At 46.5% G+C, this 25,351-nt stretch carries 21 protein-coding genes and 12 tRNA genes; 26 read left to right on the top strand and 7 right to left on the bottom strand.

Annotated features, from left to right (window positions below; translation table 11 throughout):
- Positions 1-10: 10 nt before the first annotated feature.
- The 4 genes from L9Q40_RS08570 to rsgA form a co-directional block, all read right to left on the bottom strand.
- Complete coding sequence (locus L9Q40_RS08570; RefSeq protein ID WP_498793044.1) at positions 11-898, bottom strand: DMT family transporter; 888 nt, start codon at positions 896-898, stop codon at positions 11-13.
- Positions 899-1,062: 164 nt separating this feature from the next.
- Positions 1,063-2,478: an SLC13 family permease gene (locus tag L9Q40_RS08565; protein WP_498793043.1), complete on the bottom strand. Its 1,416-nt coding sequence runs from the start codon at positions 2,476-2,478 to the stop codon at positions 1,063-1,065.
- Between the two features lie 178 nt (positions 2,479-2,656).
- Positions 2,657-3,514, bottom strand: coding sequence for an archaetidylserine decarboxylase (gene asd / locus L9Q40_RS08560; protein ID WP_498793042.1), 858 nt, complete (start codon positions 3,512-3,514; stop codon positions 2,657-2,659).
- A gap of 116 nt (positions 3,515-3,630) precedes the next feature.
- Positions 3,631-4,695 carry a small ribosomal subunit biogenesis GTPase RsgA gene (gene rsgA / locus L9Q40_RS08555; protein ID WP_065297471.1) on the bottom strand — a complete coding sequence of 355 codons (1,065 nt, stop codon included), beginning with the start codon at positions 4,693-4,695 and terminating at the stop codon, positions 3,631-3,633.
- Positions 4,696-4,824: 129 nt separating this feature from the next.
- Here rsgA and orn point away from each other — a divergent pair, with 129 nt between their 5' ends.
- The 13 genes from orn (at position 4,825) to L9Q40_RS08490 (ending at position 6,814) form a co-directional block, all read left to right on the top strand.
- Positions 4,825-5,370, top strand: a complete 546-nt coding sequence (orn, locus tag L9Q40_RS08550; protein ID WP_020336188.1) for an oligoribonuclease — start codon at positions 4,825-4,827, stop codon at positions 5,368-5,370.
- Positions 5,371-5,526: 156 nt separating this feature from the next.
- Positions 5,527-5,602, top strand: a tRNA-Gly gene (locus L9Q40_RS08545).
- A gap of 41 nt (positions 5,603-5,643) precedes the next feature.
- Positions 5,644-5,720, top strand: a tRNA-Met gene (locus L9Q40_RS08540).
- Between the two features lie 18 nt (positions 5,721-5,738).
- A tRNA-Gly gene (locus L9Q40_RS08535) sits at positions 5,739-5,814 on the top strand.
- A gap of 39 nt (positions 5,815-5,853) precedes the next feature.
- A tRNA-Met gene (locus tag L9Q40_RS08530) sits at positions 5,854-5,930 on the top strand.
- 18 nt (positions 5,931-5,948) lie between these two features.
- Positions 5,949-6,024, top strand: a tRNA-Gly gene (locus L9Q40_RS08525).
- Between the two features lie 37 nt (positions 6,025-6,061).
- A tRNA-Gly gene (locus L9Q40_RS08520) sits at positions 6,062-6,137 on the top strand.
- Positions 6,138-6,174: 37 nt separating this feature from the next.
- A tRNA-Gly gene (locus tag L9Q40_RS08515) sits at positions 6,175-6,250 on the top strand.
- Between the two features lie 39 nt (positions 6,251-6,289).
- A tRNA-Met gene (locus L9Q40_RS08510) sits at positions 6,290-6,366 on the top strand.
- Between the two features lie 32 nt (positions 6,367-6,398).
- Positions 6,399-6,474: transfer RNA gene (locus L9Q40_RS08505), tRNA-Gly, on the top strand.
- A gap of 39 nt (positions 6,475-6,513) precedes the next feature.
- A tRNA-Met gene (locus L9Q40_RS08500) sits at positions 6,514-6,590 on the top strand.
- 32 nt (positions 6,591-6,622) lie between these two features.
- Positions 6,623-6,698, top strand: a tRNA-Gly gene (locus tag L9Q40_RS08495).
- Between the two features lie 39 nt (positions 6,699-6,737).
- Positions 6,738-6,814, top strand: a tRNA-Met gene (locus L9Q40_RS08490).
- 613 nt (positions 6,815-7,427) lie between these two features.
- Here the strand turns inward: L9Q40_RS08490 and queG are convergent.
- Positions 7,428-8,555 (bottom strand): tRNA epoxyqueuosine(34) reductase QueG, encoded by a 1,128-nt coding sequence (gene queG, locus L9Q40_RS08485; protein ID WP_498793041.1) that lies wholly within the window; start codon positions 8,553-8,555, stop codon positions 7,428-7,430.
- 313 nt (positions 8,556-8,868) lie between these two features.
- On the opposite strand from queG, the gene tsaE reads away from it, so the two are divergent.
- The 8 genes from tsaE (at position 8,869) to hflC (ending at position 18,035) form a co-directional block, all read left to right on the top strand.
- Positions 8,869-9,333, top strand: coding sequence for a tRNA (adenosine(37)-N6)-threonylcarbamoyltransferase complex ATPase subunit type 1 TsaE (tsaE, locus tag L9Q40_RS08480; protein ID WP_014233210.1), 465 nt, complete (start codon positions 8,869-8,871; stop codon positions 9,331-9,333).
- A complete protein-coding gene (locus tag L9Q40_RS08475; RefSeq protein ID WP_498793040.1) occupies positions 9,327-11,042 on the top strand; it encodes an N-acetylmuramoyl-L-alanine amidase in 1,716 nt (571 codons plus the stop codon). The genes tsaE and L9Q40_RS08475 overlap by 7 nt, the downstream gene beginning before the upstream one ends.
- A gap of 17 nt (positions 11,043-11,059) precedes the next feature.
- Complete coding sequence (gene mutL / locus L9Q40_RS08470; protein ID WP_498793039.1) at positions 11,060-13,090, top strand: DNA mismatch repair endonuclease MutL; 2,031 nt, start codon at positions 11,060-11,062, stop codon at positions 13,088-13,090.
- Positions 13,087-14,019 (top strand): tRNA (adenosine(37)-N6)-dimethylallyltransferase MiaA, encoded by a 933-nt coding sequence (gene miaA, locus L9Q40_RS08465; protein WP_014233207.1) that lies wholly within the window; start codon positions 13,087-13,089, stop codon positions 14,017-14,019. Before mutL ends, miaA begins: the two co-directional genes overlap by 4 nt.
- 193 nt (positions 14,020-14,212) lie before the next feature.
- On the top strand, positions 14,213-14,476 hold the full coding sequence (gene hfq, locus L9Q40_RS08460; protein ID WP_014233206.1) for an RNA chaperone Hfq: 264 nt from the start codon (positions 14,213-14,215) through the stop codon (positions 14,474-14,476).
- A gap of 38 nt (positions 14,477-14,514) precedes the next feature.
- Positions 14,515-15,804, top strand: coding sequence for a ribosome rescue GTPase HflX (gene hflX, locus L9Q40_RS08455; RefSeq protein WP_243975223.1), 1,290 nt, complete (start codon positions 14,515-14,517; stop codon positions 15,802-15,804).
- Positions 15,805-15,849: 45 nt separating this feature from the next.
- The gene (gene hflK / locus L9Q40_RS08450) at positions 15,850-17,052 is read left to right on the top strand and encodes an FtsH protease activity modulator HflK (protein WP_014233204.1); all 1,203 of its coding nucleotides are present in this window, start codon (positions 15,850-15,852) and stop codon (positions 17,050-17,052) included.
- A 2-nt stretch (positions 17,053-17,054) separates the two neighbouring features.
- Positions 17,055-18,035, top strand: a complete 981-nt coding sequence (gene hflC, locus L9Q40_RS08445; RefSeq protein WP_014233203.1) for a protease modulator HflC — start codon at positions 17,055-17,057, stop codon at positions 18,033-18,035.
- Positions 18,036-18,110: 75 nt separating this feature from the next.
- On the opposite strand, the gene L9Q40_RS08440 is transcribed toward hflC, so the two are convergent.
- On the bottom strand, positions 18,111-18,296 hold the full coding sequence (locus L9Q40_RS08440; RefSeq protein ID WP_014233202.1) for a DUF2065 domain-containing protein: 186 nt from the start codon (positions 18,294-18,296) through the stop codon (positions 18,111-18,113).
- 162 nt (positions 18,297-18,458) lie between these two features.
- On the opposite strand from L9Q40_RS08440, the gene L9Q40_RS08435 reads away from it, so the two are divergent.
- Together L9Q40_RS08435 and motX are read left to right on the top strand one after the other, a co-directional pair.
- Positions 18,459-19,775 carry an adenylosuccinate synthase gene (locus L9Q40_RS08435; protein ID WP_014233201.1) on the top strand — a complete coding sequence of 439 codons (1,317 nt, stop codon included), beginning with the start codon at positions 18,459-18,461 and terminating at the stop codon, positions 19,773-19,775.
- A gap of 241 nt (positions 19,776-20,016) precedes the next feature.
- Positions 20,017-20,652 (top strand): flagellar protein MotX, encoded by a 636-nt coding sequence (gene motX, locus L9Q40_RS08430; protein WP_020336182.1) that lies wholly within the window; start codon positions 20,017-20,019, stop codon positions 20,650-20,652.
- A 70-nt stretch (positions 20,653-20,722) separates the two neighbouring features.
- On the opposite strand, the gene hmpA is transcribed toward motX, so the two are convergent.
- Entirely contained in the window at positions 20,723-21,907 is a 1,185-nt protein-coding gene (gene hmpA / locus L9Q40_RS08425; protein WP_239949973.1) for an NO-inducible flavohemoprotein, read from the bottom strand.
- A gap of 110 nt (positions 21,908-22,017) precedes the next feature.
- On the opposite strand from hmpA, the gene nsrR reads away from it, so the two are divergent.
- The 3 genes from nsrR to L9Q40_RS08410 form a co-directional block, all read left to right on the top strand.
- A complete protein-coding gene (nsrR, locus tag L9Q40_RS08420) occupies positions 22,018-22,443 on the top strand; it encodes a nitric oxide-sensing transcriptional repressor NsrR (protein ID WP_014233198.1) in 426 nt (141 codons plus the stop codon).
- 116 nt (positions 22,444-22,559) lie between these two features.
- Positions 22,560-25,079, top strand: a complete 2,520-nt coding sequence (gene rnr, locus L9Q40_RS08415) for a ribonuclease R (protein ID WP_065300300.1) — start codon at positions 22,560-22,562, stop codon at positions 25,077-25,079.
- A gap of 99 nt (positions 25,080-25,178) precedes the next feature.
- Positions 25,179-25,351: RNA methyltransferase substrate-binding domain-containing protein (locus tag L9Q40_RS08410; RefSeq protein ID WP_498793056.1), on the top strand; the 173-nt coding region annotated here is incomplete at its 3' end.

The raw sequence follows: 25,351 nt of genomic DNA, 5'->3' as shown, positions 1-25,351 counted from the left end.
TCTATGGATTCTAGTGGACCAAAATCCCTGCTCCAATCACTGCGAGAGCGGCGCCTAGCCAGGCAAATCTGTTTGGTCTGCGCTTGGTATAAATCCAGAGCAGCGGTAGCAACATGATTGGTGTGGTGGAAGACAGTAGAGCAACCATGCCTACATTCCCCTCGCGAAGTGCGTAAAGAATCAGTGTCATACCAACCGCCATGGCGAGAAAACCGTTCAGTGCAGTAATGCCAAAAACACGCCACGTAATATGTTGTGTCGGTCTGGCGACTTTTACTCCGATGACCAGTAACAAGCAGTGCGCAATAAAAGCGCTGATCATACGAATCGCCGATGCTGCTACAGGGTCAACGCTCGTTTGCATTACTGGCTTGGCAATGATGCCACCAAGCGCCTGACACATTGCAGCAGTGAGCCCTAATCCTATGCCTAGCCAGATATTGCCTTTGACCTCTTCTAAAACGTTATTCGTTTGCCCGCGTCGGCCAAAGAAAATAGCCATGACGACGCCACTAAATACCAGCGCTGAGCCGAGCAATTCCGTATTGGTCATGCTTTCACTAAACATGAAATAGCCAAGGATGGTTGAGAATACGGCGTGACAGGAGAACAGCAAACCCGCTTGCCTTGGCCCCATACGGTTCATACAGGCAAACAGGGCGGTATCACCAATGAAAATACCAATTAAGCCAGATGCCATCATTGGTGTGACGTGTTCCATCGACACACTTAACCAGCCGCCAGTAATCCACGCCATGGTTGTAAGGATGACTGCCGTGCATCCCATACGCCAACGGCTATAAGCGAAAGCGCCCAAATGCTGCGCCGGAATGACGGAAATTAAGCTAGAGATCGCCCACAAAAAAGCAGCACAAAGTGCCAGCCATTCATAACCCATGATTGAGTAAAGTCCTGTTGGTTCGGGAGGGAGCATTAATATGCATTAAATTGTATCGATGTAAAAGAACAAGTTAGCGGCAAAGAAAAAGCAGCGTGATAAGCTGCTTTTTCTCCAAAACCAAGATTGGCTTTCCGATTGTATCTGATGGTCAGGCTTGAGAGCTAAAAGAGAATAAGCACGGCGCCATAAACGATAAACAAGCCGACCAATCCAAGGATAAGACCGACTTTCGCCATGTCTTTACTTTCTATCAAGCCTGTCGAGTAAGCCAGAGAGTTTGGTGGTGTCGAGACAGGTAAAATCATACCGAGTGATGCGGAGAAGGCGACCACGACCAACAGCCCCTGAAGCCCACCGATAGAAGCCAGACTCGGCATGGACGCACCAATAGCGGCAGCAATTGGCATCAATAAGTTCGCTGTCGCGGTGTTCGACATAAAGTTTGCCATTAGCCAGCAGACAATCGAGAGAGCGATCACAACCGCAAACGGAGAGAGTGACTCGTAGTCTATTGCGTGAGCTAGGGCTTCTGCTAAGCCCGTTTTATCCAGTGCAATGCCAATCGCAATACCACCGGCTACCAGCCAAAGCACGTCCCAGTTAATCAATTTCAGCTCTTCTTTGCCCATGATGCCCGTCAAGGTGAAGATTGCCAGCGGGATAATGGCGACGACATAAGTGTTCATACCGTGGGCTTTGGTTGTCATCCACAGCAGAATTGTCATTGCAAACGTTACGTAGACCACATAAGCACGCCAACTTCTTTTAAACGTACCATTTAGTTTGAGTTTCATTTCCGCTTCGCTAGAGGGGAAAAGCTTTTGCAGTAAAAACCAGGCAATGGTGAGTTGTATTAATACAAACGGCAGACCCATCATCATCCAGCTCAGAAAGTCTATCGTGTTTTCACCGGTTAGATACTGCAGAGCAATCGCATTGGGAGGTGTACCAATCGGTGTTGCGATACCACCTGTGTTTGCCGCGATAGGGATACATAACACCAGTGCTTTAATGCCTAGATCGCCCTTAGGGGCAGAAGCCACAATTGGGCCTAATAGAGCCAGCATCATCACCGTTGTCGCGGTATTGGACATAAACATCGAGAATACGGCGGTGATTAGCATCAGGCCAAGCATGATGAATTTAGGCTGTGTACCAAATGGTTTGAGCAGAACACGTGCAAGGTTGTTGTCGAGATCGTATTTTGAGGCAGCAATTGCAAGGGCAAAACCACCCATGAAGAGAATGATGATCGGCGATGAGAATGCAGAAAAAATATCGGTGTAGGCGATCAGCTCACCGAGATCGTGACCTGCTGGCGGAGCACGAAAGAGATGCAACCCTTTATCCGAGATCATGATCAGCTCAAGTGCGATGATCAGAATCGAGGTAGCGAAAACCGGAACGGGTTCTAGTACCCAAAGTAAGGCGGCAAGAAGAAAAATAGCCAGTAGACGATGTTGAATTAAAGTCAGGTCATCAATAGGAATAGCATCGATCGGCATCATTAGGACGCCAAGCGGAATCAAAAAACACACCAGCAATTTGACCAGCGTACTCGCACTCATCTTTGGCATTGGTAGCCCCTTTAAATAGTCACTCCATTGCACAGAATAATTGATTGCGCTTTTAAGTACTTAGAGGCAGGTATGAGTTTGAAAATGTTAGGCTAAATTTCGAACAGAGTTTTGTTTTTTATCAATAAAAAAGCCTCCGCATTTGGAGGCTTTGAAATCAGCTTTTTTACAGGAAAACTTACTGCTTATGAGCGTAAGGCGTACCCATTACCGTTGTCTTACCATTTTCCATGCTTTCATCGAATGTGATGGCATCTTTTGCGAACAGGTTGATAACGGTTGAACCTAGCTTAAAGCGACCCATCTCTTCGCCTTTTTTCAGGATAACTGCTTTGTTACCTTCTGCTGGGTAGTCCCATTTGTAAACGGTATTACCGCGAGGAGGCGTAATCGTACCAGCCCAAACTTGTTCGATGCTGCCTACGATGGTTGCGCCAACAAGAACCTGAGCCATTGGGCCAAACTTGGTATCAAAAATACAAACGACGCGCTCATTACGTGCAAATAGGTTTGGCACATTTTCCGCAGTCAGTGGGTTTACTGAGAACAGATCGCCCGGTACGTAAATCATTTGACGCAGCGTTCCGTCACATGGCATGTGCACACGGTGGTAGTCACGAGGTGACAGGTATAGCGTTGCAAATGAGCCGTCTTGGAACTCTTCTGCCAGCTTTGCATCACCGCCAAGCAGTTCTTGTGCCGAGAAGTTGTGGCCTTTTGCCTGAATCAACTGACCGTCTTCGATCGGGCCAAATTGACTGACACAAGCGTCTGCAGGGTGAGTGATCACCGCTTCGCCTTCAGCAATCGGACGTGCGCCTTCTTTGAGTTCACGAACAAAAAACTCGTTGAACGTTTTAAAGTGCTTAGGGTCAGAGTGCTTCGCCTCGTCCATGTTCACATTGTACTGTTTGATAAACCAGCGAATAACTGCTGTGGTCAGACTGCCAGCTTTTGATGAAGCTAGTTTACCCATCAGGCGAGTTAAGCCATGTTGTGGGATCCAGTACTGCAGTCCAACTTTAATCTTGTCCATCTTTAATTCCGATACTTCTGTTAGATACGCACGTTAGGGCGCGTGATGTTACTGAAATTTAATTGGCTTGTCAGTATTCGGTGAAGAATTATTACACAGTTGCGGCGACAATTCGGTTACAGATCCGCTTTCTTACTGCGAGAATATTGACGGTTTGCTTTATTCTCGCCCATGCTTTCGAGAATACGATGGTAGTTCTCAAACCGAACTTCGCTTACTTCACCTTTCTCCACGGCTTCACGCAGAATACAGCCAGGATCATCATTGTGTTTACAGTCTCGGAATTTGCAGCCACCTAAATATGGACGGAACTCGACGAACGCTTTCGTGACTTCTTCTGCCTCTAAGTGCCACAGACCAAACTCACGAACCCCCGGGGAGTCAATCAAATCGCCACCTGTCGGGATGTGGTAAAGACGTGCGGCCGTTGTGGTATGTTGACCTAATCCTGAGTTTTCAGAAATTTCGCCTTCTTCCACTTCTTGCTCGAGTTCTGGCATCAGGGCATTTACCAGGCTGGATTTGCCCACACCTGACTGGCCGACGAAGATGTTAATACGATCGCGTAACTGAGCTTCCAGTTCCTTAATGCCTTCTCCAGATTTCTTGCTGACAAACAGTACCTTATAGCCAATGCGCTCATATTCTTTTAGCCATTCTTCATACGTCGCACGATCGTCATCTTCAAGCAGATCGACTTTGTTCAGAACGAGTAAAGGCGCAATGCTGAGTGTCTCTGCAGCAACTAAGTAACGGTCGATGATATTGAGCGAAAGCTCTGGCAAAACAGAAGAGACAATCACCATTTGGTTGATGTTCGCCGCGACGGGTTTTAGGCCATCGTAGTAGTCCGGTCGAGTCAGCATTGAAGTACGAGGTTCAACCGCTTCCACCACACCAGATATTCCAGCCATCGACTCGAGACCTTCGCGCCACAGTACTCGGTCTCCAGAAACCAGAGATTCAACACCGCGACGAAGGTTACAGCGTTGGACCTGACCCGTTTCTAAATCTTCAATATCAGCATGTTGGCCAAAACGGGTGATCACTAAGCCCTGTTTACTCGCGCCTAGCATGTTCTCATCCCATTGGATGGACTCTTCTTGTTTCTTCAAACGTTTCTGTTGGTTGTTACGAACGCGTCGTACCTGACCTTTAGTTAACTTTTTCTTTTTAGCCACAATTTTGTACTTAATATGAGTTAACTCAAGCTATTGAGCTCGCTCTCGGCTCAAGTTAGTGAGTATCGTGTTTCAAGTATTTTGAGGTATAGTACCTTTTTTATCGATAAACAAATAGGCGGCGTAACCATGTCCTTTAGCGATCAAAACCTGATATGGGTTGATTTAGAGATGACGGGGCTCGATCCTGAAACGCACAAAATCATAGAAATTGCTTCTATTGTCACCGATAGCGAATTAAATATTCTGGCAGAAGGGCCGGTACTTGCAGTTCATCAGCCGGAAGAAGAATTGGCTAAGATGGATGACTGGTGCACCAATACTCATACCGCAAGTGGCTTGGTTGAGCGTGTTCGCAACAGCAAAGTGACTGAACAAGATGCGGTTGCTCAAACTATTGCTTTCCTAGAGCAGTGGGTGCCTAAAGGCGCTTCTCCAATTTGCGGTAACAGCATTGGCCAGGATCGTCGCTTTTTGTACAAGCACATGCCAGAGCTGGAAGAATACTTTCACTACCGTTATTTGGATGTCAGCACTCTGAAAGAGCTTACTCGTCGATGGAAACCAGAAGTGCTGGATGGTTTTTCTAAACAAGGTACACATTTGGCTTTAGATGACATTCGTGAGTCTATTGCTGAACTGAAGTACTACCGCGAGACAATCTTTAAGATTTAATTGTTAAGGCTGCGATCTAAATAGTTGTCATTCATGGTTGTTTTGCTTGCTTTTTCATCATTCAGTAAAAATTTAAAGTTTTTTTGAAGGAAGGACTTGCATCACAAAAAAATGCTCTTATAATTCGCAGCCCTGAACAACGGAAACGTTGTGAATGCGACACTAGCTCAGTTGGTAGAGCGCAACCTTGCCAAGGTTGAGGTCACGAGTTCGAACCTCGTGTGTCGCTCCAGTTTGATAAGCGCTCATCATGCTTTGAATGATGATTACGGACGCGGGGTGGAGCAGCTTGGTAGCTCGTCGGGCTCATAACCCGAAGGTCGTCGGTTCAAATCCGGCCCCCGCAACCAATTCTCTTATGAGAATATGCGACACTAGCTCAGTTGGTAGAGCGCAACCTTGCCAAGGTTGAGGTCACGAGTTCGAACCTCGTGTGTCGCTCCAATTTGATAGCTCTCATTGTGCTTAACAATGAAATACGGACGCGGGATGGAGCAGCCTGGTAGCTCGTCGGGCTCATAACCCGAAGGTCGTCGGTTCAAATCCGGCTCCCGCAACCAATTCTCTTCTGAGAATATGCGACACTAGCTCAGTTGGTAGAGCGCAACCTTGCCAAGGTTGAGGTCACGAGTTCGAACCTCGTGTGTCGCTCCAATTTGATAGCCCTCATTGTGCTTAACAGTGACAAAATGCGACACTAGCTCAGTTGGTAGAGCGCAACCTTGCCAAGGTTGAGGTCACGAGTTCGAACCTCGTGTGTCGCTCCAGTTTGATAGCTCTCATTGTGCTTAACAGTGACAAAATGCGACACTAGCTCAGTTGGTAGAGCGCAACCTTGCCAAGGTTGAGGTCACGAGTTCGAACCTCGTGTGTCGCTCCAGTTTGATAGCTCTCATTGTGCTTAACAATGAAATACGGACGCGGGGTGGAGCAGCTTGGTAGCTCGTCGGGCTCATAACCCGAAGGTCGTCGGTTCAAATCCGGCCCCCGCAACCAAATTAAGATTAAACGCACTAGCGGTTAATCATGCGACACTAGCTCAGTTGGTAGAGCGCAACCTTGCCAAGGTTGAGGTCACGAGTTCGAACCTCGTGTGTCGCTCCAGTTTGATAGCTCTCATTGTGCTTAACAATGAAATACGGACGCGGGGTGGAGCAGCTTGGTAGCTCGTCGGGCTCATAACCCGAAGGTCGTCGGTTCAAATCCGGCCCCCGCAACCAAATTAAGATTAAACGCACTAGCGGTTAGTCATGCGACACTAGCTCAGTTGGTAGAGCGCAACCTTGCCAAGGTTGAGGTCACGAGTTCGAACCTCGTGTGTCGCTCCAGTTAGATAGCTCTCATTGTGCTTAACAGTGAAATACGGACGCGGGGTGGAGCAGCTTGGTAGCTCGTCGGGCTCATAACCCGAAGGTCGTCGGTTCAAATCCGGCCCCCGCAACCAAATTCAAGACAGTTTGATTGTTATTTATCATAACCCTCAGGTCGTCGACGGATGCGCCGCTCGGTTCAAATCCAGCCCCCGCAACCAATCCACATCGCTCTTTTCATCATGCTGTGAAGCATAACTCCCCTAAAATAAATTTTAATCCGCATTGTATGATGTCGGGTGTTTTCGTTTGTGTTGAAAACATTATATGAATCGGCAGACACAATAGTGCTCTGGTATGCGAGTGTTTTTGCTATCTTTCATTAACAGACTTATCCACATACAGCGTTCTGTGGATAACTTGGTTGATAAAGTGTTTTTAGCTTGACATTATTTGTTAGTAAACGAAGATCTTTTATTTTTTAAGTGTTTGAATTGTGATTGGATTTTGTTTTAACTGGCTGTTAAATAAAGAAAAAAAGCACAACTACATAGATCTTGGTTGTTAAAATACGATCATTACATTGTATTTTTTTGATCCTAGTCATTTACTGGGATTGTGTTTAACTTTTTTTTCCTACCTCTTTTTTATCTAATCTCAAATTTTTTTCCACATTACAAAATTGAGAACGAGGTCATGAATTGCGCATGAAAAAAGCATTTCAATCTTTTGCATATAGACTACGCCTTATGCATCTCTCGGTAAGCCTTTCTCTACAATCCTGATTAAACGGTTTTTCTTCGTTTCAACTGACTCAGTCTCATTGACCGGAGTTTGGTTCAGCTGCTGATTCAATGCCCAGATAATATGTTCATCGAGTAAGTCACTTTCTCCCTGACGAGAGACAAGTGCATCAATGACACGTTGACTGTATTCTGCGTTGCCAAGTGCGACAGCAATATTACGCAGCCATTGTAAGTGACCAATTCGGCGAATCGCGGAGCCTTCCATGTTCTTTAAGAAAGCGGCTTCATCCCAACCAAACATATCGACTAAGTCTGGGTGTTGAAAACTATCACGGCGGTGAAAGTCTTCTTGTTCGGTGATATCGGCATATCGGTTCCATGGACACACCAGTTGGCAATCATCACAGCCGTAAATTCGGTTCCCCATTGGTTTTCGAAATTCTTCTGGAATGATGCCATCGAACTCGATGGTCAGGTAGGAGATACAACGTCGTGCATCCACCACTTTGTCGTCTACAATTGCTTGCGTCGGACATGAAGTGATACACGCTTTGCATTTTCCACACTGATCGACACTTGGTTGATCAACCGGCAATGGCAAATCAATCAGTAACTCGCCCAGAAAGAACCAAGAACCACAGTCTTTATCCAAGATCAGAGAATGTTTCCCGGTCCAACCTAGCCCAGCTTTTTGAGCCAGTGGTCGCTCTAATATCGGGGCGGAATCAACAAAAGGGCGGTAGCCAAACTTACCGACTTCTTCTTCAATTAATTTACCGAGCTTATTGAGCTGCTTTCTTACGAGTTTGTGATAGTCACGTCCTAGGGCATAACGACTGATGTAGGCGTGGTTTTTATTGGCAAGGTTTGAAGCGAATTGCGCTTCTGGCGGTAGGTAATCCATACGTGCACTGATAACACGTATGGTTCCCGGCAGTAATTCATGTGGTCTCGCGCGCATCATGCCGTGTCGAGCCATCCAGTCCATAGAACCGTGATACCCGGCATCCAGCCACTGTTGCAGTGCGGCCTCATGCTCACTTAGGTCAACATCGCAGATCCCCACTTTTTGAAAGCCGAGTCCTTTTCCCCAAATTTTGATTTGCTGTGCGAGTTGTTCGTAGTTCATGGTTACCACCGAGATAAATGGGGGGCGGATCTTAACGGATCTCTTGTATTGGTTCTAGCGTAAAGTCGCACTTATAAAAGTATGCTATTTAATGATATTTATAATGGAACCTTTTGCTATCTCCTGCATTCTTATATTGGAGAGCTAAACTCATATGGCTTAAAGTAGAGAGCTGACAAATAAGATACCGTTTTGTGGCTACTTTTTTCGCATATATGACATTTGAAAGCTTGTCTCTCAAAACCAACACGGTTTACTATTCCTGTTCTTTTGATTTTTATATAGTCAACGATCATTAGTTAGAGAAGCATCAATGAGCACGAAACAATTTAATTTAAAAGATGAGCATGAAACGGTAGCACTGGGCACCGCTCTGGCTCAGCTTTGTTCTCAACAAACGACAATTTATCTGCATGGTGATTTGGGCGCAGGTAAAACAACCTTCAGTCGTGGGTTTGTCCGTGCTCTTGGGCATCAAGGAAATGTAAAAAGTCCAACTTATACCTTGGTTGAACCATACCAATTGGATAAGTGGCAAGTTTACCATTTTGACCTATATCGCCTTGCGGATCCTGAAGAGCTAGAATTCATGGGAATTCGAGATTATTTCACTGATGATGCGATTTGTTTGGTTGAGTGGCCAGAAAAAGGGCAAGGCTTACTGCCTGAGCCAGATCTTGATGTGAACATCCGTTATCAAGGTGAAGGCCGTATCGCCGAACTCATCGCGAATAATGATTATGGTGTGCAGTTACTCAGTCGATTGGAGCTATGTTGAGTTTTTCAAATTTTAGAGTAGTGGCGACGTTTGTCGCCACTTTTCTCCTTATCATCCCCAGTTTAGCATTTGCTAACGTCGTTAAAAGCTTTCGAGTTTGGCCTTCTCCAGATGAGACTCGCGTTGTCATCGATTTAGGCTCGGAAGCGGACTACTCCTATTTCTCATTATCCGAACCGGATAGACTGGTTGTGGATTTGAAAGACGCCACCATGCAAGCCAAATTGCCGGTGACGGTCTCTGATAGCCCTGTTTTAACGCGAGTGCGAAAAAGCTCACCTCCGGAAACGGGCACTTATCGTCTCGTTTTTGAGCTGAAAAAAAGCGTTCAAGCTGAGCTATTCAAACTGAGCCCGACACCAGGTGGGCAATATGGTCACCGTTTGGTCATTGATCTTCCGCATGGTACAAAAACGGCGACAACCGCAACGAAGTCAGAAGAAAAAGCCACAACCAGTAAAGACATGAGCTCAGTTCAGCGTGCTCAGGAAGTGTTGATTGTTATCGACCCTGGTCATGGTGGTGAAGATCCGGGATCAATTGGACCTTCTCGTCGTAAGTATGAAAAAGACGCGGTATTGAGTATTTCTCGTAAGATTGCTGCTCAGTTGAATGCGACACCGGGCATCAAAACTCGACTGACCCGCAGTGGGGACTATTTTGTTAACCTGAATCGACGTGTCGCGATTGCTCGCGAGAATGATGCTCATCTGCTGATTTCAATTCACGCGGATGCGTTTACCTCTCCACGACCTCGTGGTGGTTCGGTATTCGTACTGAACACGCGTCGTGCGAATACGGAAATTTCCCGTTGGGTTGAGAATCATGAGAGGCAGTCTGAGCTTTTAGGTGGATCGGGTAACGCATTTGTCAGCAACACCAAAGATCGTAACGTCAACCAAACGTTGCTGGATCTGCAGTTTAGTCATTCGCAGAAGGAAGGCTATAAGCTAGCCACGGAAATCCTTGGTGAAATGGGACGTGTTGCTCACTTGCACAACACGAAACCTATCAACACTAGCTTGGCGGTATTACGCTCTCCGCAGATTCCATCGGTATTGGTCGAAACGGGCTTTATCTCAAACCCGACCGAAGAGAAATTATTGTTCCAGCGTGCACACCAAGACAAACTGGCACAGTCGATATCGAAGGCGGTCGTCAAGTATCTGAAGGATAACCCGCCAGAAGGCACCGTATTCTCACCTTCATCGAAACCGATGGTGCACATTGTGAAGCGCGGCGAATCTTTATCGGTGATTGCGAATAAATACGGGACAAGCTCGAACGCGATAATGGCTGAAAACAACTTGAAATCGAGCGGGTTAGGAATTGGCCAGAAACTGAGAATTCCGTCGGCTGGTAATATCAAAGTGCCAAGCAAACCGATCACGGTGGAGACAGAAACCATCACTCACACCGTTAAGTCTGGTGAGTTTTTAGGCAAGATTGCCAGCCATTACAAAGTGAAGGTTTCTGATATTCGTCGCGAAAACAATCTCAAATCAGATACGCTGTGGGTCGGTCAGAAACTGAAGGTGACGGTTGCGGTGAAGGACAAGCCGATCCGTAAACATAAAGTCTCACGAGGTGAGTACCTTGGTAAGATCGCATCGAAGTACGACGTGAGCGTGCAAAGTATTCGTGAAGCGAATAACTTACGTTCAGATGAACTTGCGGTAGGACAAGTGCTGATCATCCCAAATAAATAAGTGAGCTTTAACGCGTTATGACGATTAAAATACTGCCAGCCAGGCTCGCCAACCAGATAGCCGCAGGGGAAGTGGTCGAAAGACCTGCCTCTGTCATCAAAGAGTTGGTTGAGAACAGCCTCGACTCCGGCGCTACCCGCATCGATATCGATATTGAGAAAGGGGGAGCTAAGCTCATCCGTGTTCGTGATAACGGTAAAGGGATTGCGAAAGATGAGTTAGGCTTGGCATTAAGTCGTCATGCAACATCCAAAATTCATAGTTTGGATGACTTAGAAGCGATCATGAGTTTGGGCTTTCGTGGTGAGGCCCTCGCGAGTATCAGTTCAGTCTCACGCTTGACCTTAACCTCGCGTCCCGCAGCGCAAGAAGAGGCGTGGAGTGCGTATTCCGAAGGGCGCGAAATGCAGGTCAAACTTCAACCTGCCGCACACCCTATTGGTACCACGGTAGAAGTGTTGGACCTTTTCTTCAATACCCCTGCACGTCGTAAATTTCTTCGTACCGAGAAAACGGAATTTTCCCATATTGATGAGCTGCTAAAGCGTATCGCACTGAGCCGGTTCGACGTGTCGATTAACGTTCGTCATAACGGAAAAATCATCCGCCAATATCGCGCAGCAAAGAATCAGCTGCAAACCGAAAAGCGCATTGCAGCCGTATGTGGTAATGCTTTTGTCCGTAATATGCTCCGTATTGAACTGGAACATCAGGGACTAAAGCTGCATGGTTGGATCACAACGCCAGATGGTGCTCGGCAGCAAAGTGATTTGCAGTATTGCTATGTGAATGGCCGCATGATGCGTGACAAGCTGATTAATCATGCTATCCGCCAGAGCTACGAAATGAGCTTAAAGCCGGATCAGTTTGCGGCATACGTGCTGTTCATTGAACTCGATCCGCATCAGGTGGATGTGAATGTCCACCCTGCAAAACATGAAGTGCGTTTCCATCAGGCTCGACTGGTGCATGACTTTATCTATCAGGCATTAACCGATGCACTGGTACAAAGTGCGGTCATTGAACAGCCACATGTCAATGAATCTGCCTTTCATCACGCTGAGCCGTCTTCCCCGATTCAGGACTGCGATGTTGGCTCAGAACCCTCGATTTCAGAAGCCTCGATTAAAGAAGACAAGGTCTCTTCTCCCGTTCCTGAACGAGTTTATCAGGCGATAGACAAAACACCGGCCTATCCTGGACGAAGTGACTATGAGGCAAAACCACGAGAGCGTTCTTCTTCAGAATCGTCTGTGCGAGAGGCTCGTCAGTCAGATTCTTATCATCGTTCGGACTGGATTGAATCTAAGCCCGCTCCAAAGCCGACTCAGAGCAAAGAGCGTCATGTGGAACCTGCTCCGAGTAAACAAGAAGTTCGGGCTTATCATGAGCTTTTGAAAACGCCAGACTTCGAACCTAAGCGGATCGAAAATGCGGTTGTCGCTACATCGAGCGAGCAAGCACATTTGCCTCAAGTGACGGCATTAGGTAAAGCGCTAGCTGTGGTGGATGAGCAGTTTGTCCTGATGAGCAGTGACAGTGGCGTGGCATTGGTTTCATTACCACGCGCGGAATTTTATCGAGTCAAAGGGCAGCTAACGCCAAGCGAAGGCGCACTAAAAGCACAACCTTTACTCGTGCCTTTGTCGCTAAAGCTGGATGCAGAGTTAGTCAAGTTAGCAGAGGATTACCAACAAGATTTCGCCCAGCTCGGTATACAGCTTAAAGCCAGAAATGACAAAGCATTGATGATCATGGGCGTACCAGCACCATTGCGTCAACAAAACTTACAAAATTTGGTACCAGATCTGTTATCTTACGCGCAAACGTGGGTGAAGGGTGAGAAGACTGCCACTCAAATGCTTTCTGCACTGATCGATTGGCTTGCTTTGCGGGTAACGACAGTAAAAAGCAATTATACTCTCTCCGAAGCCATTCAAATTATTGCGGAACTTGAACAGCTAAGGCATGGCCAATTGCCATTAGAAGATACTCAGTTTGTATCTGCTGTTGATTTCTCTGCCACGATAGCCAAATTAACACCATGACAGAAAAACTACCGTTGGCTCTATTTTTAATGGGACCAACTGCATCAGGTAAAACAGAACTCGCGATTAGACTTCGTCAGAAGTTTCCGGTTGAGATCATCAGCGTCGATTCGGCTTTGATCTACAAAGGAATGGATGTCGGGACTGCCAAGCCTGATGAACGAGAGCTTAGCTTAGCGCCTCACCGACTGATTGATATTTTGGATCCTAGCGAGTCATACTCCGCCGCGGATTTCCGTCGCGATGCGTTACAGGCTATGGATGATATTGTTGCAGAAGGAAAAATTCCGTTACTTGTTGGCGGTACAATGCTCTATTACAAAGCATTACTTGAAGGCTTATCACCTCTTCCTGCTGCAAATCCTGAAATTCGTCAGCAAATTGAACAAGAAGCATTGACTAAAGGTTGGTCGGTGTTGCACGATGAACTGAAAGAGATTGATCCTGTCTCTGCGGAGCGAATTCATCCTAATGATCCCCAGCGTTTATCTAGGGCATTGGAAGTTTTTCGAATTTCAGGTAAAACTCTAACTGAGTTGACTCAAACGAAAGGTGAACGCCTTCCGTACCGGGTCAAGCAGTTTGCAATAGCTCCCAAGGATAGGGCAGAACTTCACCGTCGCATTGAACTGCGCTTCGAAAAAATGATGGAAGCGGGCTTCGAAGATGAAATGAAAGCATTATATGCTCGCAAAGATCTTCACCCGGATCTTCCGTCTATACGTTGCGTCGGTTATAGACAGATGTGGGAGTATTTAGATGGGGAGTGCACTCGCGAAGAAGCCATTTTTCGCGGAGTATGCGCGACTCGTCAATTGGCCAAGCGTCAAATCACCTGGTTACGCAGCTGGGATGACTTAACTTGGTTGGATAGTGATAACATTGAACAGTCTCTCGAAACCATTTCGGAAGCAATAGCATCTGATTGAGATAGCTGTGTATAATGTGATCGTTTTTGCGTGAACGCGCTCTGAAAGGAACAGTGGTTGGCGGTTTTTAGACTATGCTGCTAATTACTTAGAGTGCATTTTGATTCGTTTAGCTCAGATGCAAAAGCAGTACTTTTTGCATTGCACCACTAGCTAAATAATTACAACTACAAATTAAATAAGGAAAATAAAAATGGCTAAGGGGCAATCTCTACAAGACCCATTCTTAAACGCGCTACGTCGTGAGCGTATCCCAGTGTCTATCTACCTTGTGAATGGTATTAAACTACAAGGTCAGATCGAATCATTCGATCAATTCGTGATTCTTTTGAAAAACACTGTTAACCAAATGGTGTACAAGCACGCGATCTCAACAGTTGTGCCGGCTCGTCCAGTGAGCCACCACAGCGGTGAACGTACCCAAGGTGATCGTCCACAAGAGAAATCTGAAGATTAATTCTTCATCGAATATTTTTAAAGTAAGGAGTTGATTGCTTGTTTGACCGTTATGAATCCGGTGAGCGAGCCGTACTTGTTCATATCAACTTCACGCAAGAAGGTGAATGGGAAGATCTGGCTGAGTTCGAAATGCTGGTTTCTTCTGCTGGGGTAGAGACGCTACAAGTGGTAACTGGTAGTCGTCAATCCCCACACCCGAAATACTATGTCGGAGAGGGTAAGGCTCAGGAAATTGCTACAGCAGTACAATTAACTGGCGCTGAAATTGTGATTTTTAATCACTCCCTCTCTCCTGCCCAAGAACGTAACCTCGAAACACTGTGCAAATGTCGAGTTCTCGATCGCACTGGTCTCATCCTCGATATCTTTGCTCAACGAGCGCGAACACATGAAGGTAAGCTACAGGTAGAGCTGGCTCAACTTCGTCATATCTCTACTCGTTTGATTCGTGGTTGGACGCACCTAGAAAGGCAGAAAGGTGGTATTGGTCTACGTGGTCCTGGTGAAACCCAGTTGGAAACCGACCGTCGTTTATTGCGTGACAGAATCAAAGCCATCCTGCGCCGCTTAGATAAAGTGGCCAAGCAGCGTGAACAAGGACGTCGCGCCCGAAATCGAGCTGAAATCCCAACGATTTCTCTCGTGGGTTACACCAACGCGGGTAAGTCGACACTGTTTAACCGTATTACCGAAGCGGGTGTATATGCCGCAGACCAGTTGTTTGCTACTTTGGACCCTACATTACGTAAGATCGAGCTAGCAGACGTGGGACCTGCCATACTTGCAGATACCGTTGGTTTTATTCGACATTTGCCTCACGATTTAGTTGCAGCCTTCAAAGCAACCTTGCAAGAAACGCAAGAAGCTGACATTTTGTTACATGTTGTTGATGCCAGTGATGAGCGTTTTCGTGAGAATATTCAAGCTGTTCATGAAGTACTAGAAGAGATCGACGCGCACGAAGTGCCGAGTCTGGTTGTCATGAACAAAATTGACAATCTAGAATCGCAGAATCCGCGTATAGAGCGCGATGAGGAAGGCGTACCTCGTTCGGTCTGGGTATCTGCAATGGAAGGAATGGGCATCGAGCTCCTGTTTGAAGCGCTGACAGAACGTCTGGCGTCACAAATGGTTGAGCATCAGTTGTGTATTCCTCCACAGTATCAAGGACGGTTCCGTAGTACATTCTTCCAAATGAATTGTATTCAGCGTGAAGAATACGACCAGGAAGGTAACTTGTTGATCGATATTCGAATGCAGCAAGTAGATTGGTCTAGACTTGAAAAAAGAGAAGGGGCAGTTTTGACTGGCTTTATAGTCACTTAAAGGACTGCTACAGTATAACGTCATATCAAATGATGGAGCTTTCTAATGGCGTGGAATGAGCCTGGAAATAACAACGGCAATGATGGCCGCGATAACGACCCTTGGGGTAATAATAATCGTGGTGGCCAGCGTCCTGGTGGCCGAGATCAAGGTCCGCCAGATTTAGATGAAGTGTTCAATAAACTGAGTCAGAAGCTGGGCGGCAAATTTGGTAAAAAAGGCGGCGGTGGTTCTCCACTCGGCGGTGGTGGCAGCGCAATTGGCTTTGGTGTGATTGCACTGATTGCTGTTGCTGTTTGGTTCTTCGCTGGTTTTTACACCATCGGTGAAGCAGAGCGTGGTGTAGTACTGCGTTTAGGTAAATACGATCGTATCGTAGAGCCAGGTCTGAACTGGCGTCCTCGCTTTATTGATGAGTATGAAGCGGTTAACGTACAGGCGATTCGTTCACTTCGTGCATCTGGTCTAATGCTGACTAAAGATGAAAACGTTGTGACGGTAGGCATGGACGTTCAGTATCGCGTTACTGACCCATACAAATACCTATACCGAGTAACCAATGCTGACGACAGTTTACGTCAGGCAACGGACTCTGCTCTACGTGCGGTAATTGGTGACTCACTGATGGATAGCATTCTAACCAGTGGTCGTCAGCAAATTCGTCAAACAACTCAAGAGACACTGAACCAAATCATGGATAGCTATGATATGGGTCTTGTGCTTGTTGATGTGAACTTCCAGTCTGCACGTCCGCCAGAGCAGGTTAAAGATGCGTTTGATGACGCGATTGCAGCGCGAGAGGATGAAGAGCGTTTCATCCGTGAAGCAGAAGCTTACAAAAACGAGATTCTGCCAAAAGCAACGGGTCGTGCTGAGCGTTTGAAGAAAGAAGCGCAAGGTTACAGCGAACGTGTTACCAATGAAGCTCTTGGTCAGGTTGCACAGTTTGAACAGCTACTTCCAGAATACCAAGCAGCTCCAGGTGTAACTCGTGACCGTCTGTACATCGACGCGATGGAAGAAGTTTACACAAGTACTTCTAAAGTGCTGATTGACTCTGAATCAAGCGGTAACCTGCTTTACCTACCGATTGATAAATTGTCGGGTCAAGAAGGTCAAACTGACACCAAACGTAAGTCGAAGTCTTCTTCAACCTACGATCAAATTCAACTAGAGTCTGAGCGTACACAAGAAGACACCTCGAACACGCAGTCTCGTTCAACTGGTTCACGTCAAGGGAGATACTAAGAATGCGTAAGTTAATGATCCCTGTATTGGTAATCGCACTGGCATTGATGCTGATGTCTCTGTTTGTGATTCCTGAAGGTGAGCGCGGTATCGTAGTTCGATTTGGTCGTGTTCTGAAAGACAACAACGACATCACTCGAATTTACGAGCCGGGTCTGCATTTCAAAATGCCATTGTTTGACCGTGTGAAGACTCTGGATGCACGTATCCAAACAATGGACGGCCGTGCTGACCGTTTTGTAACATCTGAGAAAAAAGACGTTATCATTGATACCTACGTGAAGTGGCGTATTGAAGACTTTGGACGTTACTACCTGGCAACAGGTGGCGGTAACTCGCTAACGGCAGAAGCACTTCTTGAACGTAAAGTTACTGACGTGCTTCGTTCTGAAATCGGTGCTCGTGAAATCAAGCAAATCGTTTCTGGCCCACGTAATAACGACGTTCTACCAGAAGATGCAAGCAGTGATGAAGTTACGACGGAAGCTGCTCGTGAAGCACTAGAAATCGATGGTGAGCGTGACTTAATCATGTCTAACGTGTTGAAAGACACACGTGAAAGCGCGATGAAAGACTTAGGTGTGCGTGTAGTTGATTTCCGAATGAAGAAAATCAACCTGCCAGATGAGATCAGTGAATCTATCTACCGTCGTATGCGCGCAGAGCGTGAGTCGGTAGCTCGTAAACACCGTTCTCAAGGCCGTGAGAAAGCGGAAGTTATCCGTGCTCAAGCTGAGCTTGAAGTTGCGACAATTCTGGCTGAAGCCGATAAAACAGCTCGTGTTACACGAGGTGGAGCGGATGCAGAAGCAGCGAAGATTTACTCTAATGCTTACAACAAGGATCCTGAGTTCTTCAGCTTCCTACGTTCACTAAGAGCCTACGAGAAGTCGTTCAGCTCTAAGAACGATATCCTTGTTCTGGATCCGAAGAGTGACTTCTTCCAGTACATGAATAATTCTAAAGGTGTAAAAGCTGAATAAAGCTTCCCTCTAGTTATGCAAAAGGCTCCATCAGGAGCCTTTTTTGTATCTAGTAGTTATGTAAGGTGAGAGTCGTTAACTCATCATGATAGCAATGACAGCACCAGCAACGACCAGACAGCCGCCAATTCGACGCAGCTGATTATTGGGTTGCTCACTGAGTTGGGCGACCATATTTCGCCAGCCATTCGGCGCTACCAGCGGACCAATCCCTTCAACAATTAATACTAGCCCTACAGCCAGCCATATCGACTCAGACATAAAGCTTCCTAAACCAATTTATAAAGCTAAATATTATCAGTGATATGTTGCTTCTGAAATGGTCGATTACGTTGCAGCTCTAAGTCTGTGAACAAAAAATGACTGCAAGAAGTCGGATTCGGTGCTAGAATCCATTTTTAACTAGCAATCAGACTTGGAAAGATGGGAAATAACGTAGTCGTTCTAGGCACCCAATGGGGTGACGAAGGTAAAGGTAAAATCGTAGACCTTTTAACTGAAGATGCAAAGTACGTGGTACGCTACCAAGGCGGTCACAATGCAGGCCACACTCTCGTAATTGACGGTGAAAAAACCGTTCTTCACTTAATTCCATCAGGTATCCTTCGCGATAACGTAAAATGTGTTATCGGTAACGGTGTAGTACTATCACCTGAAGCTCTACTTAAAGAAATGAAACCTCTTGAAGAGCGTGGTATTCCAGTACGCGAACGTCTTTTCATTTCTGAAGCATGTCCTCTAATTCTTCCATACCATATTGCAATGGACCAAGCTCGCGAAATCGCTCGCGGTAAAAAAGCTATCGGTACAACAGGTCGTGGTATCGGTCCAGCATACGAAGATAAAGTTGCTCGTCGCGGTCTACGCGTTGGCGACCTATTCGATATGGAAGCATTTGCTGAGAAGCTAAAAGAAGTTATGGAATACCACAACTTCCAGCTAGTAAACTTCTACAAAGCGGAACCAGTAAGCTACGAAGCAGTACTGGAAGAAGCGAAAGGCTACGCTGAGCTACTAACTTCAATGGTTATCGACGTAACTGACGAGCTAGACTCTGCTCGTAAACGCGGCGACAAGATCATGTTTGAAGGTGCTCAAGGTACGCTACTAGATATCGACCATGGTACTTACCCATACGTAACTTCTTCTAACACGACTGCTGGTGGTGTTGCTGCAGGTTCTGGTTTTGGTCCTCGTCACATTGGTTACATCCTTGGTATCGCGAAAGCTTACTGTACACGTGTAGGTTCTGGTCCATTCCCGACTGAACTATACGACGGTCTAGACAAGCAAGACCCAATCGGTAAGCACCTAGGTACTGTAGGTCATGAGTTTGGTGCAACAACTGGTCGTTTACGTCGTACTGGTTGGTTTGATGCTGTTGCAATGCGTCGTGCTATCCAAATCAACTCTATCTCTGGTTTCTGTCTAACTAAACTAGACGTACTAGATGGCCTAGAAGAGCTAAAAATCTGTACTGGTTACAAGATGGAAGATGGCTCTGTACTAGAAGTTTCGCCAATGGCTGCTGAAGCGTTTGAAAAAGCGACGCCAATCTACGAAACAATGCCAGGTTGGTCTGAAAACACATTTGGTGCTAAAGCGCTAGAAGACCTACCAAAAGCGGCTCTAGACTACATCAAGCGTATCGAAGAGCTAACAGGCGTGCCAGTAGACATCGTTTCAACGGGTCCTGACCGTAACGAAACTATCATCAAGGTTCACCCATTCGAATCTTAATGACGACTCGTTAGAGATTTTGAAAGCCGACCTTAAGGTCGGCTTTTTTGTGTCTGATACTTTGTGCAATGGAATGCTGCGGTTGTGGAACACGCGTCTCAATGTGGCAACTTGTTGCCGTCTCTCGGTGGTGAGGGGCAAAAATTGTCTAAAGCTCAGGGCAGGTTTGCCGATAATCTTATCAAGCAGAGCAGATCCTTCGGCGATTTTTTGTTTCTCAGACACCTTGAAGAGTACGTTTATGAAGTTACGAACAGTGGCTGCTTCACTGTTACTGATGCTGGCGACGGTTGCATCACGGGCGAGTGCCTCTGATGTCGGAGCGCCTGTTCCCATTTACACCGAAGCAGAACTGATAACGCTTATTGAGCAGAATAAGCACTTACAGCGTGTACGCGCTGACAACTGCCAGTTGGTGGAAGACATTGTTGCTCGCGCGACTCGAATTAGCCTGCCTGCGTATGAGTTTTTGTATGGCGATATGCTGGCTTGGGGTGTCTGTGTTGAGCAAGATGTGGAACTTGGGCTCTACTATATGGAGAATGCTGCCCAGCAAGGATTACCAGCCGCGCTAGAACAAATAGGGCGCTATTACTCTCTTGGTACCTTGGTCCAGCAGGACAAAGAACGTGCGATCCCTTATCTGCGCGAAGCGGCATCCATGGGTAATCTCAATGCACGTATTCAACTTGCTGAGTTGCTCCTGCGTGATTACGGCAGCCCTCTGGACTATGAAGACGCTTACCGCTGGTTGTATAACTCGGTAACGGCCGATAAACGCCAGCACAAACGAATTACTCTTTTACGAAATGGCCTTGAGCAGCGTATGCCTGAAAATATTATCGCCCGAGCTAAGCGGCGAGATACCTTCTGGTAAAATTGCTCACGATTGAATACATACAACAAAGCCCACATATGTGGGCTTTGTTGTTTTTAACGATATGACTTTAAATGACTTTATGTGGGCCAAAGCACTCGTAATGAAACTGTTCTTGTGGAACGCCAAGGTCGATAAGCTGCTTGGCGACATACTGCATAAACCCAACAGGGCCGCAGAAGTAAATCTGAACATTGGTTTGCTTAAGCGCAGCTTCAATTTCCTTTAGGTTGACGAAACCAGTGAAGTGGTAGTCTTCACCAAGTTTATCTTCGGCTGTCGGTTGGTTATACCAGACAAGCGCATTGACGTTATCTTGTGAGCTGACAATTTGGTTCACATGCTGCTTAAAGGCATGCTGTTGACCATTTTCCGTCGCGTGTACCCAAGTTACTGGCGCTTGATGCGCAGACAAGCTCTCCAGCATAGAAAGTGTCGGCGTTAAGCCTACGCCAGCAGAGAGCAGTACGACAGGAGTGTCCGATTCTACGTCCATGAAGAAGTCACCCGCCGGAGCGACCAGTTTTACTTTATCGCCAACGTTAAGCTCATCGTGCAGATAGTTGGATACTTTACCGTCTTGTTCACGTTTAACCGAGATGCGGTACGTGTTCTCTTGTGCCGCAGAAGAGAGGCTGTATTGGCGGATCTCTTGGTTATCAAACTTATCGCTGTTGATGTAGATACCCACATATTGCCCTGGCTTATAGGTTGCGACGTTAAGACCATCTGTTGGTTTAAACACAAAACTGCAGATGTGTTCGCTTTCTGCTTGTTTCGTGACAAGTTCGAATTCACGCAATCCACGCCAGCCGCCTTCCAAGGCTTCATTCGCCTGATAAATCTGCTCTTCTCGTTGAATGAACACATTGGCTAGCACGCCATAAGCTTCTGCCCATGCATCCAACACTTCCTGACCCGGATTGAATAGTTCGTCAATGGTCGCTAATAGATGTGAACCGACAATTTGATATTGGTCCGCTGTGATCAAAAAGCTGGTGTGTTTATGCGCAATTTTTTCTACCGCACCAAGCAGAGCCGGTAAATTTTCAATATTCGCGGCGTATGCACAGATAGCATTAAATAACGCTTCACGCTGATCACCATTGCGCTGGTTGCTCATGTTAAAAATGTCTTTTAACTCAGGGTTGTGAGTAAACATACGATCATAAAAATGTGCGGTCAGTTTTGGTCCTGTTTCGGCGATAAGTGGTGCGGTTGCTTTTACGATTTCAATGGTCTGATTGCTGAGCATGGGGCTTCCTAATTTAAGTTGTATTTATAATGCATGTTTAAAGTTGTATCTCAAATGTATCTTTCAATCAAGAAAAGATTTACACTTTTCCTATTAGAGAGGATAGCAATATGCAGTTAACCAGCTTCACCGATTACGCGCTGAGAACCTTGATCTATCTGGCTTCCTTGCCAAAAGATGAGTTGACAAATATCACTGAAGTGACTGATTTATTTGGTGTGTCACGTAACCATATGGTTAAGGTGATTAACCGGCTTGGTCAATTGGGTTATGTACAGACTGTACGTGGCAAGAATGGCGGTATCCGTCTGATGAAGCCTGCTGCTGAGATCACGGTTGGTGGCGTTGTCCGTGATTTGGAACCGTTAGATTTGGTGAACTGCAGCGCAGATTTTTGCCACATCACGCCAGCCTGTCGACTGAAAGATAAGTTAGCGAAAGCCAAAAGCGCTTTCTTGGCGGAATTGGATTACTGCACGATTGAAGAGTTACTCAGGGACAATTCTGAGCTTTTGATCTTATTAGAGCGTCCATAAACTATCTTGTCTGTTTAGTGCCGATCTCGATCGTTCTTTTTTCAAAGCAATTCTGTAGCTTATCGAGAGACTCGGATATACTAGCTCTATACCTTCCTTGCTAGATAGGCGTGCCTATGTCAGACAATATTCCAAACGATCCATTCGCAGATCGTGAATCCCAGAATTACGAAAATCCAATTCCAAGCCGAGAGTTCATTATCGAGTTCTTAACCCAAGCAGGCGTTCCAATGAACCGCAATGACCTGTTTGAAGCGCTAAAGCTAGAAGGCGAAGAGCAATACGAAGGGTTGCGTCGTCGTTTACGTGCGATGGAACGAGATGGCCAGCTAGTGTTCACTCGTCGTCAGTGCTACGCATTACCTGAAAAGCTGGAAATGGTGAAAGGTTACGTGATCGGCCATAAAGACGGTCACGGCTGGGTGCGTCCAGAAGGCAGTGTCGGCAAGGATAATGATATTGTACTTCCACACCATCAGATGAAGAACATTATTCATGGCGATTATGTGCTGGTTCAGCCAACTGACAACAGTAAACGTGGTCGCCGTGAAGGTCGCTTAGTGCGTGTGCTTGAAGAGCGCAATGATCAAATCGTCGGACGCTTTTTCCTTGAATACGGTTACTCGTATGTTGTGCCTGATGACTCGCGCATCAGTCAGGATATTCTGATCCCGAATGAACACAAAGCGGGTGCCCGTATGGGTAACGTCGTGGTGATTGAAATCACCGATCGTGGTTCTCGCTCGCGCGGCATGATGGGCAAAGTGGTCGAAGTACTGGGCGAAAACATGGCGCCGGGTATGGAGACACAAATTGCGATTCGTACCCATCAAATTCCTCATGAATGGCCTGAAGAGGTCAATCAGCAAGTCGCTAACCTAACGGAAGAAGTTCCGGAAGAAGCTAAAGAGGGTCGTGTCGATCTGCGCGAGTTGCCACTCGTCACGATTGATGGTGAAGACGCGCGTGACTTCGATGATGCGGTTTTCTGTGAGAAGAAGAAAAGCGGTGGCTGGCGTCTTTGGGTTGCCATTGCTGACGTAAGTTACTACGTGCGTCCGGATTCGGCTTTGGACAAAGAAGCGATCAATCGTGGTAACTCCGTCTACTTCCCATCTCAGGTTGTACCAATGTTGCCGGAAGTGCTTTCTAATGGTCTCTGTTCCCTGAACCCACAAGTGGATCGCTTGTGTATGGTGTGTGAGATGACTATTTCAGAAACGGGTAAGCTGTCTGGTTACAAGCATTACGAAGCGGTGATGAACTCACATGCTCGTCTGACTTACACCAAAGTTCATCATATTTTGGAAGGTGATGAAGAACTACGTGAGCGTTACAAAGAGCTGGTTCCGCATCTTGAAGAACTGCACAGCATGTACAAAGTGCTGAAAGGAGCTCGTGAGCAGCGTGGTGCGATTGAATTCGAAACCGTTGAAACCAAGTTTATCTTCAATGCTGAGCGCAAAATCGAAAGTATTGAACCTGTGGAACGTAACGATGCACACAAACTGATTGAAGAGTGCATGATCATGGCGAACATTGCGTCGGCATCGCTGGTGGAAAAAGCCAAAGAGCCTGCGTTATACCGTATCCATGAAACGCCAGGGGAAGAACGCCTGATGGGCTTCCGTGACTTTCTTGCTGAGCTTGGCTTAGAGCTTGGCGGTGGTCTTGAGCCGTCACCAACCGATTACGCACATCTGATGAGCCAGGTTGGCGATCGTCCGGATCAAGAGCTGATTCAGACCATGTTGCTGCGCTCGATGAAACAAGCGGTGTATAACGCTGACAATGCAGGTCACTTTGGTCTGGCGCTACAGCGATATGCTCACTTCACCTCGCCAATTCGTCGTTACCCGGATTTGCTGTTGCACCGAGCTATCAAGTATCTGATTGCCAAACACGAAGGCCGAAATCAAGATCGTTGGACACCAACCGGTGGCTACCATTACTCGTTTGATGACATGGACTTCTATGGTGAACAATGCTCCATGACTGAGCGTCGAGCCGATGATGCAACTCGTGACGTCGCCGACTGGCTGAAATGTGAGTACATGCAAGACCATGTTGGGGATGAGTTAGACGGTGTGATCGCTAACGTGACCAGTTTTGGTTTCTTTGTTCGTTTAACCGATCTGCATATTGATGGTTTAGTGCACATTTCGACCTTGGCAAATGACTACTACCAGTTTGATCCGATTGGTCAAAGACTTATCGGTGAAAGCTTCGGTAATATCTATCGCTTAGGTGACGCGGTAAAAGTCAAAGTGTTAGCCGTAAACTTAAATGATAAACAAATTGACTTTGAATTGGTCGAAACAAGTCGTAAGCTACGCGGCGAAGGTAAGACCGCGAAGAAACGAGCGGCAGAAGCAAAACGTAAAGCGAAAGAGAAAAAACGCGCAGCGACACGTTCTTCATCGAAAGAAGGTGGTGCAGTGCGTGCCGTTCCTGCAATTGAACCGACCAAACGCCCGGAAGAAAGTGCAGCCGGAGGCCAGCGTAATGGTCCTAAGCGCGGTACTAGGAATGGTGAAACGGAAGGCAAAAAGAAGCCTAAAGTAAGAAAAGCGAGTAAGAAAAAGCCACACAGTAAGCCAAAGAAAACCAAACGCTCGAAACAAGACGAGTCGTAGGCTGAATAGCCAGTCTGGTGGTTGCTGGACTGGCTAAGGCTCTGATACCAACTTATGAGATTGATTCCGATTGGTGTCATCAGAACAACAGGTTAAATAATGAGTAACGATTTTATTTACGGTATTCATGCCGTGAAAGCGGTATTGGAACGTGAACCAGAACGATTTATCGAAGCGTACGTGCTAAAAGGGCGCCAAGATGATCGTTTAATGCCAATCCTGAACGATTTACAGGTATGTGGCGTTTCCATTCAGCAAATGACACGTAAGAC

This window comes from Allocatenococcus thiocycli, from assembly GCF_921292965.1.
Classification (GTDB): domain Bacteria; phylum Pseudomonadota; class Gammaproteobacteria; order Enterobacterales; family Vibrionaceae; genus Vibrio; species Vibrio natriegens.
This window is presented reverse-complemented; position numbering and strand designations above follow the sequence as displayed.